General features: G+C 63.7%; 16 protein-coding genes. 9 read left to right on the top strand and 7 right to left on the bottom strand.

Annotation, left to right across the window (positions count from 1 at the left end; all coding sequences use genetic code 11):
- Positions 1-143: 143 nt before the first annotated feature.
- The gene (locus V1290_RS25180) at positions 144-845 is read right to left on the bottom strand and encodes a GntR family transcriptional regulator (protein WP_334366864.1); all 702 of its coding nucleotides are present in this window, start codon (positions 843-845) and stop codon (positions 144-146) included.
- A gap of 108 nt (positions 846-953) precedes the next feature.
- Here V1290_RS25180 and V1290_RS25175 point away from each other — a divergent pair, with 108 nt between their 5' ends.
- The 5 genes from V1290_RS25175 to V1290_RS25155 all read left to right on the top strand — a co-directional run bounded on the left by V1290_RS25175 (position 954) and on the right by V1290_RS25155 (position 6,316).
- Positions 954-1,949 (top strand): zinc-dependent alcohol dehydrogenase family protein, encoded by a 996-nt coding sequence (locus V1290_RS25175; RefSeq protein WP_334366863.1) that lies wholly within the window; start codon positions 954-956, stop codon positions 1,947-1,949.
- A gap of 52 nt (positions 1,950-2,001) precedes the next feature.
- Positions 2,002-2,910 (top strand): VOC family protein, encoded by a 909-nt coding sequence (locus V1290_RS25170; RefSeq protein WP_334366862.1) that lies wholly within the window; start codon positions 2,002-2,004, stop codon positions 2,908-2,910.
- A 64-nt stretch (positions 2,911-2,974) separates the two neighbouring features.
- On the top strand, positions 2,975-3,985 hold the full coding sequence (locus V1290_RS25165) for a tripartite tricarboxylate transporter substrate binding protein (protein ID WP_334366861.1): 1,011 nt from the start codon (positions 2,975-2,977) through the stop codon (positions 3,983-3,985).
- Positions 3,986-4,300: 315 nt separating this feature from the next.
- Positions 4,301-5,239, top strand: a complete 939-nt coding sequence (locus V1290_RS25160) for a DMT family transporter (RefSeq protein ID WP_334366860.1) — start codon at positions 4,301-4,303, stop codon at positions 5,237-5,239.
- Positions 5,240-5,389: 150 nt separating this feature from the next.
- The gene (locus V1290_RS25155) at positions 5,390-6,316 is read left to right on the top strand and encodes a Bug family tripartite tricarboxylate transporter substrate binding protein (protein ID WP_442894140.1); all 927 of its coding nucleotides are present in this window, start codon (positions 5,390-5,392) and stop codon (positions 6,314-6,316) included.
- A 122-nt stretch (positions 6,317-6,438) separates the two neighbouring features.
- On the opposite strand, the gene V1290_RS25150 is transcribed toward V1290_RS25155, so the two are convergent.
- Complete coding sequence (locus tag V1290_RS25150; protein ID WP_334366858.1) at positions 6,439-8,124, bottom strand: methyl-accepting chemotaxis protein; 1,686 nt, start codon at positions 8,122-8,124, stop codon at positions 6,439-6,441.
- A gap of 253 nt (positions 8,125-8,377) precedes the next feature.
- Between V1290_RS25150 and V1290_RS25145 the strand changes: the two genes are divergently transcribed.
- From V1290_RS25145 to V1290_RS25130, 4 genes are all read left to right on the top strand, one after another.
- A complete protein-coding gene (locus V1290_RS25145; protein WP_334366857.1) occupies positions 8,378-9,421 on the top strand; it encodes a C-terminal binding protein in 1,044 nt (347 codons plus the stop codon).
- Positions 9,422-9,492: 71 nt separating this feature from the next.
- On the top strand, positions 9,493-10,839 hold the full coding sequence (locus V1290_RS25140) for an ABC transporter substrate-binding protein (RefSeq protein WP_334366856.1): 1,347 nt from the start codon (positions 9,493-9,495) through the stop codon (positions 10,837-10,839).
- Between the two features lie 128 nt (positions 10,840-10,967).
- The gene (locus V1290_RS25135; protein WP_334366855.1) at positions 10,968-11,924 is read left to right on the top strand and encodes a carbohydrate ABC transporter permease; all 957 of its coding nucleotides are present in this window, start codon (positions 10,968-10,970) and stop codon (positions 11,922-11,924) included.
- Complete coding sequence (locus V1290_RS25130; RefSeq protein WP_057842177.1) at positions 11,917-12,813, top strand: carbohydrate ABC transporter permease; 897 nt, start codon at positions 11,917-11,919, stop codon at positions 12,811-12,813. Before V1290_RS25135 ends, V1290_RS25130 begins: the two co-directional genes overlap by 8 nt.
- On the opposite strand, the gene V1290_RS25125 is transcribed toward V1290_RS25130, so the two are convergent.
- Genes V1290_RS25125 through V1290_RS25105 form a run of 5 tightly spaced genes read right to left on the bottom strand, consistent with a single transcriptional unit; the run spans position 12,814 to position 15,778 of the window.
- Positions 12,814-13,647 carry an energy transducer TonB family protein gene (locus tag V1290_RS25125; protein ID WP_334366854.1) on the bottom strand — a complete coding sequence of 278 codons (834 nt, stop codon included), beginning with the start codon at positions 13,645-13,647 and terminating at the stop codon, positions 12,814-12,816. It abuts the gene before it with no gap.
- A 4-nt stretch (positions 13,648-13,651) separates the two neighbouring features.
- A complete protein-coding gene (exbD, locus tag V1290_RS25120) occupies positions 13,652-14,095 on the bottom strand; it encodes a TonB system transport protein ExbD (protein ID WP_334366853.1) in 444 nt (147 codons plus the stop codon).
- Positions 14,096-14,098: 3 nt separating this feature from the next.
- Positions 14,099-14,860, bottom strand: coding sequence for a tonB-system energizer ExbB (exbB, locus tag V1290_RS25115; protein WP_442895075.1), 762 nt, complete (start codon positions 14,858-14,860; stop codon positions 14,099-14,101).
- 55 nt (positions 14,861-14,915) lie between these two features.
- Complete coding sequence (hutX, locus tag V1290_RS25110; protein WP_334366852.1) at positions 14,916-15,431, bottom strand: heme utilization cystosolic carrier protein HutX; 516 nt, start codon at positions 15,429-15,431, stop codon at positions 14,916-14,918.
- Positions 15,432-15,442: 11 nt separating this feature from the next.
- Positions 15,443-15,778, bottom strand: a complete 336-nt coding sequence (locus V1290_RS25105) for an antibiotic biosynthesis monooxygenase family protein (RefSeq protein ID WP_334366851.1) — start codon at positions 15,776-15,778, stop codon at positions 15,443-15,445.

Below are 15,778 nucleotides of genomic sequence, written 5' to 3'. Positions count from 1 at the left end.
CGGTTGGGACGGGCTGATGAACTGGAATTTCGTCAGAGACAACTATTTTCGAAAATATTACCGAACGCAACTAAAATCGGTCGCCTGGGCGACATCGACCGAGCACTTTATGAGAAAAGGCGTCCGCTAGCGGCCGCAGGCGTTCAGCCGGCGCTGATCACGCCGGAAGCGTATTTTGCGACGTTGTTGGAGGTGGTCTGGATGTGGCTGGCGATCAGATTGCACGCCTGATCGGCGTTGCGCCCGATCGCGGCCTGCATCAGCGCGCGATGCTCGCCGGCCTTGTCGCGCGGGTGCGGCCGGAACATGGCCGACAGATTGCGGTAGCGCTCGGCGCGATCGAACAGCGAGTTTCGCACGGCAAGCAGCGTCGGCGATCCCGATGCCGAGACCAGCGCCTCATGGAACTGGCGGTGCGCTACCTTCCATTCGGTATTGCTTGCATAATCTTCCGGCGCCCGCTCCTCGATCCTGGCGAGCCGGTGAAGCGACGAAATAACCCTTATTTCCCAGTCGTCGTCGCCCCTCTCGATCGAGCGTCGCATCAGATCGACCTCGATCAGGATGCGGGCATGCGTCAGGTCGTGCAGGTCCTCGAGCGTCACCGGCGCGACCTTGTAGCCACGCTGCTCCTCGGCGACGACGAGCCCCTCCGCCACCAGCAATGTCAAGGCTTCGCGCAGCGTCGTGAAGCTGGCGCCGAACGACAGGCGCAGCGCGTCGAACTTCAGCGATTCATTCGGCTTGAGTTGGCAGGTGACGATCTCGTTCCGCAGCCGGTGTGCGATGTCGGAGGCGAGCGTCTTGCCGAATTCCTTACGCGCCTTGAGGGCTGTCGTTGTCATTGATTCTCTCGCGACCCGAAGGCCGCGATCCTAGCCCAAAAGAATCCCGTTGCAATGATTTTCGTAATGAGACATATTTTCGAAAATACGCAGTTAGGGAGCCGCTCGATGAAGGCTGTACTGGTGCATCGCCCTGGAGGCCCGGAGGCGCTCGACTATGTCGAGGTGCCGATGCCGGCGCTGGGCGAGCGGGACGTTCTGATCCGCGCCCAGGCCTTCGGCGTTGGCCAGCCCGACAAGCTGATCCGCAGCGGCGTCTACAAATGGATGCCGCCGCTGCCGGCCAATCCCGGCAATGATGTCGCCGGAATCGTGGAAGCCGTGGGTGCGCAGGTGAACGGGCTTGCCGTCGGCCAGCGGGTACTCCTGAGCGCGCGCGACCTTGCCCAGCGCGGCGGCTGCTACGCCGAATATGTCGCAGCGCCTGCCGACGCGGTGCACGTGTTGCCGGACAACGTGGCGTTCGAGGACGCGGTTTGCCTGCCGAACTACCAGGTCGCCTGGGCACTGCTGCACAATTGCGGCTCCGCTACGCCGCCCCACTCGGCCCTCGTCATCGGCGCGGCCGGCGGGGTCGGGACGTCGCTGGTGCAACTCGCAAAACTCGCCGGGATGAAGGTGATCGGCACCGTCTCCACGCCGGAGAAGGCCGCCTTCGCGCGAAAGATGGGGGCGGACGAGATCATCTATTATCGCGATGAGGACGTGGTCGCCCGCACCCGTGCGCTGACCGGCGGACGTGGCGTCAGTCTCGTCCTCGATCACGTCTGCGGCCCCGAATTCTATTCCTATCTCGGCGCGCTCGATAAATGGGGCACCATCGTCTCCTACAACGCGTTTGCCGGACTGCCGACGGAAAACCTGATGGGCGAGATGCGGAAGTATCTCGACATCTGCCCGGCGATCCGCTGCTTCTCCTTTCACATCTACGATAACGACCGCGAAGGCCGGCGCGACATCATGCGAAAGGTGATCGGCTATCTCGCCGATGGCGCCATTCGCCCGTCGATCTTCAATCGCTTCAAGCTCTCCGAAGTTCGCGCCGCGCATGAACTGCTCGATTCCGGTGCGGCGTTCGGCAAGATCGTGATGACCCCGGATTGAGCTGGATGCCCGCACAGCCCAAACATTCTGCCTGAATTCAAGAGGTCACGAGATGATCAAGGTCAAGCGGCTGCGACACGTCACTTTCACCAGTCCGAACATCGAGGCGCAGCTCGACTACTACCAGTCCATCATCGGGCTCGGCGTCATCCAACGCAGTGACGGTCGGATCCTGCTCGGCACCGAGTCCGAGGAGCTGACACTGGTTCTCGAACGCGGCGCGGCCTCGCAATTGACTTCCATCGCCTATGAAGTTGCGCCCAACCTCGATCCGGCCGACCTGCAGAAATCGCTGGCAAGCCTCGGCATCACATCGGAGATCAGGAGCGACACCGCGCCGGGAATAGCGAAGGCACTCGTCTTCAACGATCCGGACGGACACCGGATCGAATTGTTTTCCAGATGGGAGTTCTGCAAGGCAGTCGAGCCGATCCGTGGCCTTGCCGTCGCCAAGCTTGGCCACGTCGCGCTCCATACGCCCGATCCCGAGCGAACCGCCAAATTCTTCGGCGACGTTCTCGGCTTCCGCATCTCCGACCGTATCGAGGAAAATTTCGTCTTCATGCGCTGCGGCCCCGAACATCATGCGATGAATTTTGCCCGCGGTACCGATGGCCGTCTACATCATCTCGCCTTCGAGCTGCGCGACGCCTCACACATGCATCAGGCCTGCGACCTGCTCGGCCGCAACAAGTTTCAGATTCTCTGGGGACCGGTGCGGCATGGACCCGGCCACAACGTGGCGGTCTACCATTACAACCCCGATGGTTACCTGATCGAGCTCTATTACAGCATGGATCTGATGCTCGACGAAGAGCTCGGCTATTTCGAGCCGCGTCCCTGGCACCACGATCGTCCGCAGCGGCCGAAGACCTGGATCGGGTTGCCGCGCGACGTCTGGGGTGTCGGGCCAGCCAAGGAAGCCACCGAATTTTCTCCGACGATGCGCGGCGTGAAGTAATCGCGCACGCCACCATCAGCCGGAACTGACGTTCAAAAAACAAAACACCAGGGGTGAAACACAAATGGCTCGATCGTTGAACGTCCTGCGCGGACGATTGCTTGCCCTGCGCTGCTGCATCGCTGCCGCAGCGCTTAGCCTCACCTGCCTGGCGCCTTCCATTGCCGCCGCGCAGACATATCCCAGCCGGCCGATCCGGCTGCTGCACGGCTTTGCGGCCGGCGGCGCCGCCGACGCCCAGGCGCGCATCGTCTCCGACGGACTTTCCAAGCGCCTGGGGCAGCCGGTGGTGGTGGAAGCCAAGCCGGGCGCCGGCGGCAATCTCGCTGCGGACGCCGTCGCCAAATCCGCGCCGGATGGCTACACGATCGGTCTCGTCACGGGCGCACATGCGATCTCGGGCGCGCTGTACAAGCAGCTCGCCTATAGCCCGATCGACAGTTTCGATATGTTGTCGACGATGGTCTACTACGCGCTGGTGATTGCGGTTCGCGCCGACCATCAGGCGAAGACACTGGCGGACCTGATTGCGATGGCGAAAGCCAAGCCCGATGCCCTGAGCTACGGCTCGGTCGGTTTCGGCAGCACGCATCATCTCGCGGGCGAGTTGTTGAACGTCACCGCCGGCACCAAGATGGTGCACGTCCCCTATCGCGGCGATTCACTAACCGTCACCTCCCTGCTCGCCGGAGACGTTCCCGTGATCGTCGGGACCACCGTGCTGCTCGCAGGCCAGATCGAAAGCGGCGCCATTCGCGGCCTCGCCGTCACCTCGCCCGCGCGCACCAAGCTGCTACCGAACGTGCCTTCCGTACAGGAAGCCGGCGTTGCGGGTTTCGACGTTCGCACCTGGGCCGGGCTGGTGGCTCCGAAGGGCACGCCGCCCGATATCGTGAAGCGGCTGAACACGGAGATCCAGTCGATGCTGGCCGACCCCGCAACGAAGACGGCGCTGGAGACGGCAACCGGCGGCGAGGTCCGCGGCAGCACGCCGGAGCAAATGCGCGCGCTGATCACGTCGGAGATCGACAAGTGGTCGAAGGTGATCAACGACGCAGGTATCCCGCGCATTTGAGGGGTTGCAGTATCTCACCACGTCATTGCGAGGAGCAAGGCGACGAAGCAATCCATCTATCCGTTATGCCGCACGATGGATTGCTTCGCTTCGCTCGCAATGACGAACAGTAGCTGACCTTCGCGATCAATCGAGAAGCCGCGGCATACTGGATACCCGCTTTCGCGGGGTATGACAGCGGGGGTGCTTCGCGCGGAGCCGCCCTGTTCCGCAACGGCATAAAGGAAAAGCGCAAGCCGATACGCAAGGCATTGTAGCATTGCGCGCGCGGGGCTTGTCGTGCGGCGGAATTTTCGCCCTACTCGCCTCGCGACCATGACCAAGCCCGCACCAGTGCCACCTGCCTTCCATCCGGTCCGGTGGCTGACCAACCAGCCTTACCTGCTGCTGAGCCTGACCTCGCTGTTCTGGGCCGGCAACATCGTGCTGGCGCGTCATGTTGCCGGGCATGTACCGCCGTTGACGCTGTCCTGCGTTCGCTGGATCGGCACCTTTCTGATCCTGCTGCCGTTCGCCTGGCCGCATCTAAAGCAGGACTGGCCGGTGCTGCGCGCGCATCTGCCGATGATGCTGTTCCTGTCGCTGGTCGGTTTTGCCTACAACAATGCGATCTCCTACTGGGCGCTGCAATATACCGAGGCGCTGAACGCGCTATTGATCCAGTCGGCGGGGCCGTTGTTTGTTGCGCTGTGGTCGCTGGCGCTGTTCGGCGTCCGCCTGACCGGTGCGCAGCTTGCCGGCATCACCATCTCGCTTGCCGGCGTCTTGACCATCATCCTGCGCGGCGATTTCGGCGCGCTCGCCGGCATCAGCTTCAACCGCGGCGACCTGATGTTTGCGAGCTCCCTGGTGTCGTTCGGATTGTATTCGGCGCTGATCCCGCGCCGCCCGGTGACGCACGCGCTATCGCTGATTTCATTCACCACCTGCTGCGGCGCGCTGATGCTGGTGCCGTTCTCGATCTGGGAATTCTCGACCGGCGCGACGCTGAAGTTCGACATGATCTCGATGGCGACGCTGGGCTATGCCGTGGTCTTTCCCTCGACGCTGGCGTACCTGTTCTTCAACCGCGGACTGGCGCTGATCGGGCCCAATCGTGCCGCGCCGTTCTTCCACCTAGTGCCGGTGTTCGGCTCGGCGATGGCGATCCTGCTGCTCGGCGAGCAGTTGCGGTTATTCCATCTGGTGGGCTATGCGCTGGTGCTGGCCGGCGTCGTGATCGCGTCAAGGCGGGCCTCGGCGAAGAAAGCTTAGCAGCGCCTGCGGCTTGGCGTCTTACCGGCTTCCACTTTGTCCCTCGGCAGGCTAGCTTGCCTGCCAATTCAACATAAGAACAAACGAGGAAACAACTATATGTTCGCGTTATTGAAGCGGTATCGGCCTGTCGCCGCAGCGGCTCCCCTGATGCTGGCGATGATCGCCACGGCTGCCGCGCAGGCGCCCTATCCGAACCGCAACATCACGCTGGTGCTGCCGTTCGCGGCCGGCAGCGGCACCGATACCACCACGCGCATCATTTCGAAGGAGCTCGGCACCGCGCTCGGCGCCGGCATGGTGATCGAGAACAAGGCGGGTGCCAACGGCTCGATCGCGGCGAGCTATGTCGCGCGTTCCGCGCCCGACGGCTACACGCTGTTCGTGACGACCAACACGTCGCATTCGGCCAATCCGTATCTGCTCAAGAACATGACCTACGATCCGATCAAGGATTTCACGCCGATCGCGCGCACCGGCGACCTGCCCTTCATGCTGGTGATCAATCCAGACGTTCCGGCCAACTCCGTGGCCGAGCTGATCGCGCTCGCCAAGAAGGAGCCGGGCAAATACACCTATGCCAGCGGCAGCTCGGCGGCGATCGTCGCCGGCGCGACCTTCGCCCGCCTCGCCGGCATCGACTTGCTGCACGTTCCCTACAAGAGCTCGCCGCCGGCGCTGACCGACCTGATCGCCGGCCGCGTCTCCATGATGTTCATCGACGTGCCGACCGGCCTGCCGCACGTCAACGCCAAGGCGCTGAAGGCGCTGGCGGTGACAACCAAGAAGCGCTCGGCGCTGCTGCCCGATCTGCCGACCATGGACGACACGGTGAAGGGTTTTGATATCACCTCGTGGCAGGGCTATTTCGGTCCGGCCAACCTGCCGAAGGATATCGTGACCAGGCTGAACGCGGAGATCCGCAAAGTGGTCGAGCGGCCCGACATCAAGAGCCAACTCGCCGAGCGCGGCATGGAGGCGTTCTCCGGAACGCCGGAAGAGTTCGATGCCTTCGTGAAGGAGCAGCTCCTGGTGTGGGAGAAGCTGATCACGGCCGCGGGGATCGAGAAGCAGTAGCTGCCGCGCTGCGTAGCGTCGTAGGGTGGGCAAAGCGAAGCGTGCCCACCATTCACTTAATGACTCGTTGATAGATGGTGGGCACGGCGCAAGTGCGCCTTTGCCCACCCTGCAATTCTGCCTTACGCCACGCGCACCTTGCCCAGGAACTCGTCCACCGCGCTGCGCAGCATGCCGGACTGGGTGTCGAGTTCGCGGGCGCTCGCCAGCACTTCGGATGCTGCCTTGCCGGTTGCGGCTGCCGCTGTACTGACGCCGCCGATATGGGCCGAGATCTCGTTCGATCCGGCCGCCACCGACTGAATGTTGCGGGCGATTTCGCGGGTGGCGCCGCCCTGCTGCTCGACGGCGGTCGAGATCGAGACGGTGATCTCGCTCATCTGCGCGATGGTCTCTGAGATGCCGCCGATCGACGCCACGGCTTCGCTGGTGGACGCCTGCATGGCCGCGACCTGCGCGGAGATTTCCTCGGTCGCCTTCGCAGTCTGGTTGGCAAGCGCCTTCACTTCCGACGCCACCACCGCAAAGCCGCGCCCGGAATCGCCGGCGCGCGCCGCTTCGATGGTGGCGTTCAGCGCAAGCAGGTTGGTTTGGGCAGCGATCGAGTGGATCAGCTTGACCACTTCGCCGATCTTCTCGGCGCCAGTCGAGAGCGCGCCGACGGTGGCGTTGGTACGCTCGGCGTCGCTGACCGCCTTGGCGGCGATCTCGCTGGAGCGCGTCACCTGCCGGGAAATTTCAGTAACCGAGCTGGAGAGCTCTTCGGCGGCGGATGCCACCGTGCCGACATTGTCGGACGAACGCTGCGACGCCGCGCCGACGGTCGCCGCGCGTGCGCTGGCGTCGCTGGCGGTCGTGGTCATGGATTGCGCCGTGCTCTGCATGCCGGCGGCCGCCGTCGAAACCGAGCGGACGATGCCGGTCACGCTGCGTTCGAAGTCGCTGGCGATGCTTTCCATCGCCGCCCGCCGTTCGGCCTCGGCGCGCGCCTGCACCTCGGCTTCCTTCTGCTCGAGCCCGCGGATGCGAACCGCGTTGTCCTTGAAGATCTGCACGGTCGCAGCCATCGCGCCGATCTCGTCGCCGCGGCCGATGCCAGGAATTTCACCGTCGAGCCGGCCCTCGGCGAGGTCCTGCATGCGGGCGCCAAGCTGACCGAGCGGCTTCGAGATACTGCGGCCGATCATCCAGGCGATGCTGCCGGCAACCAGCGCGATGCCGAGAATGGCAAACCCGAGCACTGCCGCGATCGGCTTCATTTTGGCGTCGAGGTCGTCGAGATAAGCGCCGGTGCCGACGAACATGTTCCAGCCGGGGATCGGAACCGCGTAGGAGAATTTGCGGATCAACTCGTCTTGTCCGGGTTTGCGGAATTCATAGCGCAGCATGATTTCGCCGTTCGCCGCGACGCCATCGCGCAGCTCACGCACCAGCTTTCGGCCACCGGTGTCGATGTCCATGCGGTTCTGGCCGATCTGGCTGGGAACCGGAGCCAGCACGGCGACGCCATCCATCGTGTAGGCAAACACGTAGCCGTTGCCATTGTCGAAGGTCAGCGTATTGCCGCGCTTGCTGAACTCGGCAATCGCCGCCTCCTTGGTCATCTGGCCGGCGGCAACCTGCTTCTGCAGGCCGAGCGCCATGTTGCGCGCCATGTCGACAATCGCCTTGGTCTGCTCGATCCGCGCATTGAGCATCTCACGCTGCATCAAATAGCCCGCGAGCGCACCGGCGGCGCAGAGGCCAAGCAGGGTCACGCCCACCAGAATGCCGAGTTTGGGGGTGATCTTGAGATTGGTCAGCTTCACGGGGATCTCCGGAAATAGGCGCGTGGCACGCGATTGGCCGATTGATTCGGCGCACAATATCGTGAGACCCTTTAGCGCTTTGTTACGAAGGCCAGCGGAAATCCGGCAGAACGCGGTGCAGCCGATCAAGCGGCAACTGGCGATTGTAGCGGAAGCAAGTCAAGTCGCGTAAAAGGTGAAAGTACGTCAACGATGAAAGTGGCGGCGCCCGCCGCCTCAAACCAACACCGAAAAATGAAATCGGGAGCAGGAAATGCCGAAATTCAGGGTGGTGACGCCGAAGGGCGCGAGCTTCACGGTCGCCGGCGGCGGCTATGACTATGAGATGGAAGCGCTCGATCCGATTGGGGCCGAAATCATCGAGGCGCCGGCCAACGAGGCGGAATTCATCGCCGCCGCAAGAACCGCAGACGCGATCTACGCCAAGGGCATGCCGATTACCAAAGCCGTCATCGACGCGCTCGAAAATTGCAAGGTGATCACGCTCGGCAGCGTCGGCGTCGACAGTGTCGACGTGAAGGCCGCCACCGCCCGCGGCATTCCCGTCACCAACATTCCCGACACCTTCATTGAAGAGGTCGCCGACCACGCCATGATGCTGCTGCTGGCGGGCTTTCGGCGGCTGGTCGAGCAGGACAAGATGGCGCGCACCGGCCGCTGGTCCGAGGGCCGGCCTGCGCTGTTGAAGATCCCGCGGCTGATGGGCCAGACGCTCGGCTTCATCTCGTTCGGCCGGGTGGCCCGCGCCGTTGCCAAGCGCGCCGCGCCCTTCGGCCTGCGCATGATGGCCTATGACCCGTTCATCCAGGAAACGCTGATGTACGACCACGGCGTGATGCCGGCGACGCTGTCGGAGGTGCTGTCGCAGTCGGACTTCGTCTCGATGCACGCGCCGGCCCGGCCGGAGGTGCACCACATGCTGACCGAGAAGCATTTCCGCCAGATGAAAAATTCCGCCATCTTCATCAATACCGGCCGCGGCGCCACGGTGGACGAGGAAGCGCTGATCAAGGCGCTGCAGGAGGGCTGGATTGCGCACGCCGCCCTCGACGTGCTGGAAAAGGAGCCGCCGTCGCACAACAATCCGATACTTTCGATGGAAAACGTCACCCTGACTGCCCATGTCGCCTCGGCATCGGCACGTTTTGACGAGGCGCGCAAGCGCCGCGTGGGCTACGAATTGTCACTGGTCCTGCAGGGGATGTGGCCGGTAAGCTGCGTCAATCCGTCGGTGCTGCAAAACACCTCGCTCCGCCGCTGGCAGCCTGTCAGCATGGATCGCGGCCCGAACAGCTAACACGGCGAAATGTTTCGAACGACAGGGTTCACCGGCGATTCAACGCCGGGAACCGATACAGGGAGAGCACCATGAGGAACGACATCACCCGTCGCGATGCGTTGGCTTTGGGCGCCTCGGCAGCGGCGCTGGCCGTGACCGGAGCTTCGGCGCAGACCACATCGCCAATCAAAGCTGCCGACGTCCCGCCCCCCAAGTTCGCAATCGAAAAAGGCGCATCCTTGCGCATGCTGCGCCCGGTGCGCTTCGTGCAAGCCGACGAGGACGTGTTCCGCGCCAACGCGGCCAAATTCTCCAAGGAAACCGGCATCGAGGTCAAGGTCGACTTCGTCGGCTGGGAAGACATCAGCCAGCAGACCGCGGTGACCTCGAATTCCGGCGCCGGCCCGGATATCATCATCGGCTTCTCCGATGCGCCGCACATCTATGTCGACAAGCTGGTCGAACTGAACGACGTCACCGACTATCTCGGCAAGCGCTATGGCGGCTGGCTGCCGCTGGCGCAGACGTACGGCAAGCGCAGCAAGAGCGACAAATGGATCGGATTGCCGTTCGGCGCTACTGCCGGCCCGCTGATCTACCGAAAATCGGTGCTGCAATCGATCGGCTACGACAAGGTCCCGGAAGACAGTGCCGGATTTGTGGACCTTTGCCAGAAGCTGCACAAGGCCGGCAAGCCGGCCGGCTTCGCGTTGGGCAATGCCAAGGGCGACGGCAACGGTTTTGCCAACTGGGCGCTGTGGTCGCACAACGCTTCGCTGCTCGATGAAGAGGGTAATATCATCATCAACAGCAAGGAGACCATCGAAGCGCTGAAGTGGGTCAAGGCACTGTACCCGACCTTCATCGCCGGCACGTCATCGTGGAACGACGTCAGCAACAACCGCGCCTACTCCTCGCAGGAAATCTCGCTGACCGCCAACGGCGTCTCGCTGTACTTCTCGCTGAAGAACGATCCGGCGACCAAGGCGATTGCCGAGGACAGCGAGCATCAACTGCTGCCGAAGGGCCTCGCCAAGGTATCGCCGATGGCCGGCCTGACGCTGAACGCGATGCTGTTCAAGCACAGCCCCTATCCCAATGCCGCAAAGGCGTTCCTGCAATTCATGATGGAAAAGGAACAGTACGAGCCGTGGCTCAACGCCAACTCCGGCTACTGGTCGCAGCCGCTTGCCGCCTATGCCGATGCCGCGGTCTGGTCCAGCGACCCCAAGGTCTCGATCTTCAAGAACACCATGCAGAGCACCTATTACGATGGCTACAAGGGGCCGATTTCGACCGCAACCGGTGCGGTCAGCGCCGACTACGTACTGATCCAGATGTGCGCCGCGGTCGCGACAGGTGCCCAGACGCCGGAGGCCGCCGCCGCGGAGGCGGAGCAGCGTGCGAAGCGGTACTTCCGGCGCCAGGGGCGGTAAGCCGCAGAACCGTAGATCCTGATTAACCGTCATTGCGAGCGAAGCGACGCAATCCATAGCGCCACAAAGGAAGAATGGATTGCTTCGTCGCTTCGCTCCTCGCAATGACGACGGTGGATAAACATTCAATGTCCGTAACCACTCTACCATCGCGCGGCATCGCGCTCCGGCAACCGGGCTGGATCGCGCGCCTGTTCGACTACAAGCCGTTCCTGATCGTGATGTGCCTTGCGCCGGCAATCGGGCTGTTGACGGTATTCCTCACCTACCCGCTCGGCCTCGGCGTCTGGCTCGCCTTCACCGACACCACGATCGGCCAGCGCGGTATCTTTATCGGCCTGGAGAATTTCCAGTATCTGTGGACCGATCCCTTGTGGTGGGGCGCGGTGTTCTACAGTGTGTTCTACACGGCGATCGCGACCTTCGGGAAATTCGCGCTCGGCTTCTGGCTGGCGCTCCTGCTCAACAACCACTTCCCGCTCAAGAGCCTGTTGCGCGCCATCGTGCTGTTGCCGTGGATCGTGCCGACGGTGCTGTCGGCGCTGGCGTTCTGGTGGATCTACGATCCGCAGTTCTCGATCATCTCCTATCTGCTGGTCGATGTGCTGCACATCCGCTCGACCAACATCGACTTCCTCGGCACGCCCTGGCCGGCGCGCTTCTCGCTAATCGCCGCCAACATCTGGCGCGGCATTCCGTTCGTGGCGATCTCGCTCCTGGCGGGCCTGCAGACCATCTCACCCTCGCTCTATGAAGCCGCGATGCTGGACGGCGCCACCGCCTGGCAGCGCTTCCGCTACATCACCCTCCCGATGATGATGCCGATTCTGGCGATCGTGATGACGTTCTCGATCATCTTCACTTTTACCGACTTCCAGCTCGTCTATGCCATCACGCGCGGCGGTCCGGTCAATTCCACGCACCTGCTGGCGACGCTGGCGTTCCAGCGCGGCATCGCCGGCGGCGAGCTTGGCGAGGGTGCAGCGATCGCGGTCTCGATGATCCCGTTCCTCGTGTTCGCGACGTTGTTCAGCTACTTCGGCCTGGCGCGCCGCAAATGGCAGCAGGGAGAAGCCAATGACTGACGTAGCTGCCCAATCCACCAACGCCGCCAGCGCCACGCCGGACACCATGGCGTGGGATTCCCGCGCGCGGCGGGTGATGATGATCTACCTGCCGCTGGCCTGCTTCGTGCTGATCCTGCTGTTTCCGTTCTACTGGATGGCGATCACCTCGTTCAAGCCGAACGCGGAGCTGTTGAACTACAAGCAGCACAATCCGTTCTGGATCTCCTCGCCGACGCTGGCGCATATCAAGCATCTGCTGTTCGACACCGCCTATCCGACCTGGCTCAAGACCACGATGTTCGTGGCGATCGGCTCCACCTTCCTGTCGCTGTTCGCTTCGACGCTCGCGGCTTACGCGATCGAGCGCTTGCGCTTCCGCGGCAGCCCCTATGTGGGCCTCGGCATCTATCTCGCCTATCTGGTGCCGCCCTCGATCCTGTTCATTCCGTTAGCCACCGTGATCGTGCAGTTCGGCCTGTTCGACTCACCGATGGCGCTGATCCTGGTGTATCCGACCTTCCTGGTGCCGTTCTGCACCTGGCTATTGATCGGCTATTTCAAGTCGATCCCCTATGAGCTCGAGGAATGCGCACTGGTCGATGGCGCCACCAGGCTGCAAATCCTGCGCCGGATCACGCTGCCGCTCGCCGTGCCCGGCCTGATCTCGGCCGGCATCTTCTCCTTCACGCTGTCGTGGAACGAATTCATCTACGCACTCGCCTTCATCCAGAGCGGTGCCAACAAGACGGTGCCGGTCGCGATCCTGACCGAGCTCGTCACCGGCGACGTCTACCAGTGGGGCGCGCTGATGGCGGGCTCGCTGCTCGGCTCGCTGCCGGTCGCGCTGTTCTATTCGCTGTTCGTGGATTATTACGTGTCGTCGCTGACGGGCGCGGTGAAGGAGTAACTAGCGAAGCCCAAACGACACCGGCATGGTGAAGCTGATCGAAGCCTGCTTCATGTCGGGCGGAAACGGCGGGAATGGTTGCGCCCGACGAAGCGTCGCTAGACTCTCCGCGTCGAGCGCCGCATGGCCGGTTGATCCGACCAATTTGCTCGCCGTCACCTGACCGCTGCGACTCAGGGTGAAATTCACCCGGCCTACGCCCTGTTTGCCGGCGGCCTTGGCCTCCGGCGGATATTGCTTGAAGCGACGCAGGTGGGCGAGGACGAGCTGGTTGTAGGAAGCAACAGCCGCTGCTGACGCGCCAGAGCTGACCGCCGATGCAGCCGGTGCCTGACGCTCGGCCCGAGGGGAAGCCGTTGTGCGCGGCGCGGGCGGAGCCTCCGTCGGCTTCTTTGCCTCCGCACGCACCACCTTCGGCTTCACCGGCGCTGGCTTTTTCTCGGGCTCGACCTTGGCGGGCTCGGGCTTCGGCGGGGTCGGCTCGGTCTTCTGCTCCGGCGGGGCAACGACCTCCGGCTTCTCCTGTGGCGGTGTCGGCGCAATCTGTTCCGGCACGACCTCTCGCTGCGCCGCCTGGGGCGGCGGCGACGCGTCGGCCTGCTGCATCACCGGTCCCGGCGCGAGATCCATCGGTGTCGGCTGCGGCGCGGAAGAGACCGGCGCCATGTCGACCATGATCGCCGGCATCGAGACGCCGGGCGTGGGCCGCTGCGTCGCCCAGTTCACCGCCAATGCGATCAGCGCGGCATGCGCCGCCACGATCGCAAACGCCGATGCGCCCCAGCGCCGGACGCCGGCCTGGTCGGAGACATCATGGAGCGCGAACGCGTTCATGGCCTTAGCTTCGGCCGTCGAGGCCGACCAGCGCGATCTTGAGATAGCCGGCGTTGCGCAACAGGTTCATCACCTCCATCAGGTCGCCATAGCTGACCGCCTTGTCGGCGCGCAGAAAGATGCGCTCGTCCTTTTTCCCCTGCGTGGCGCTATCGAGCGTAGAGGTCAGCGCATCGCGCGCAATGACGTCCTCGCCGACCGCAACCGACAGGTCCGGCTTCACGGTGACGAACACCGGCTTGTCCGGGCGCGGCGACGGCTCGACCGCGCTGGCCGGGAGATCGACGCCGAGATCGACGGTTGCGAGCGGGGCTGCGACCATGAAGATGATCAGCAGCACCAGCATCACGTCGATGAACGGCGTGACGTTGATCTCGTGATTCTCGGCAAGATCGTCGCTGCCGCCGCGCGCGCGTCCGCCGACAACATGTCCGAGCTTCGCGCCCATTGGCTACTCCGCAGCGCGCGCCAGGCGGAACGAACCGCGGTCGCCCTCGCGGCTGATCAGAAGCAGCACCAGCGCCGAGGCATCACCGAGCAGCGCACGATGGGCTGAAATCGTGCGGGTGAGATGGTTGTAGATCACGACCGCCGGGATCGCCGCGACCAGACCGAGCGCGGTCGCGAGCAATGCCTCCGCAATGCCGGGCGCGACCACCGCGAGATTGGTGGTCTTGGCTTCGGAAATGCCGATGAAGGAATTCATGATGCCCCAGACCGTGCCGAACAGGCCGACGAACGGCGCGGTGGCGCCGATGGTGGCGAGCACGCCGGTGCCGCGGGCGATCTGCCTGGACATCGCCGCCTCGACCCGCTCCAGCCGCAGCGCGACGCGTTCCTTGAGGCCGTCGTCGAAATGTCCGCCGGAGAGGCTGGCTTCGCGGGCGGCGGACTGGATGATCTGCGCCACCGCATCGTTGCCGCCGCGGGTTTCCCGCTCGGCCTTGGCCAGCACCGTATCGGTTTCCAGCATGCCGAGGCGCCGTTTGGCGGTCGCGGTCTTGCGGTGGATTTCGATGGTCTTGGCCAGCCAGATCGTCCACGTCACCAGCGAGGCGAAGGCCAAGCCCACCATGACCGCCTGCACCACGACGTCCGCATTCACGAACATGTTCCAGGGCGACAGGTTGCGCGGCAGCAGCGCAACGTCGGTGGCGGCGAGCGCCGCGCCCGGCATTCCGGCCACGCCGGCAACGCCACACCAACGGATCATAACGTTCAGCATCGTTCGCTGCATCATCGTCTCCCAGGCTGACAATGCGGATCGGTTATGCCGCGCGGGCAGGCGCGATCCTTTCCGCCAACGCATGAAAGCGCTGCAACTGGTCGCTGCGCAGCGCGCGCTGCTCGTCGCGGCCGACGAACACCTTGAACATGATGCCGCCGTCGACATTGATGAACGCGATGAAGGCCGACGACTTGCCCATGAAGGGCCGCTCGACAAAAGCGATGGCTCCGCAGCGCTCGTGCCGGAGGTGGCCGTGCAGTCCCTTCGGCTGCATCAGGTTGAAGTAACCGCGGCCGATCTCGCCTGCCGGGATGGCGCCGGTGAACTCGAAGATCGCATCGTCGGTGTGAACGATCAGCGTCACCTCGCCCCATTGCGCGACGTCATTCATCGCGGCGGCGAACTCACCGCCGGGGCCGAGGCGCATCATCGTGCCAGGGAGTGCCTCAAGCACGGCGCGCGGCGTGACCTTGCGCTCCCGCGCCACGTCCTCGATCACCGCACCCGGATTCTCCGCCATATAGGCCTTGAGGTCGGCAAGGTCCGTGCTCAGCATCGCAGCCTCCCTTACGCGGCGGCGCTGGATTTGCGCTCGCTCAGGATCACCTCGAACCCTTCGAACTTGGGGTGGCCGAGGTAGAGGCTTTCGCCGGTCTGATTGTCGGCGCGGGCATGCGCGCGGCGGAACTCTTCCGAACGGGTCCAGGCTTCGAAGGCCGCCTTGTCGACCCAGACCGTGTGCGACGAATACAGCGTGTGATCCTCGGCGACGGGTCCCTTGAGCAGGTGAAACTCGACGAAGCCGGCCATGTTGCTGAGATAGGACTCGCGCGAGCGCCAGACATTCTCGAAGGCCGCTTCAGAGCCAATCTTCACCTGGAACCGGTTCATCGCGATAAACAT

The organism is Bradyrhizobium sp. AZCC 1578 (genome assembly GCF_036924675.1).
Lineage (GTDB): Bacteria > Pseudomonadota > Alphaproteobacteria > Rhizobiales > Xanthobacteraceae > Bradyrhizobium.
The sequence above is the reverse complement of the archived record's forward strand: the minus strand, read 5'-3'. Positions and strand labels throughout refer to the sequence as shown.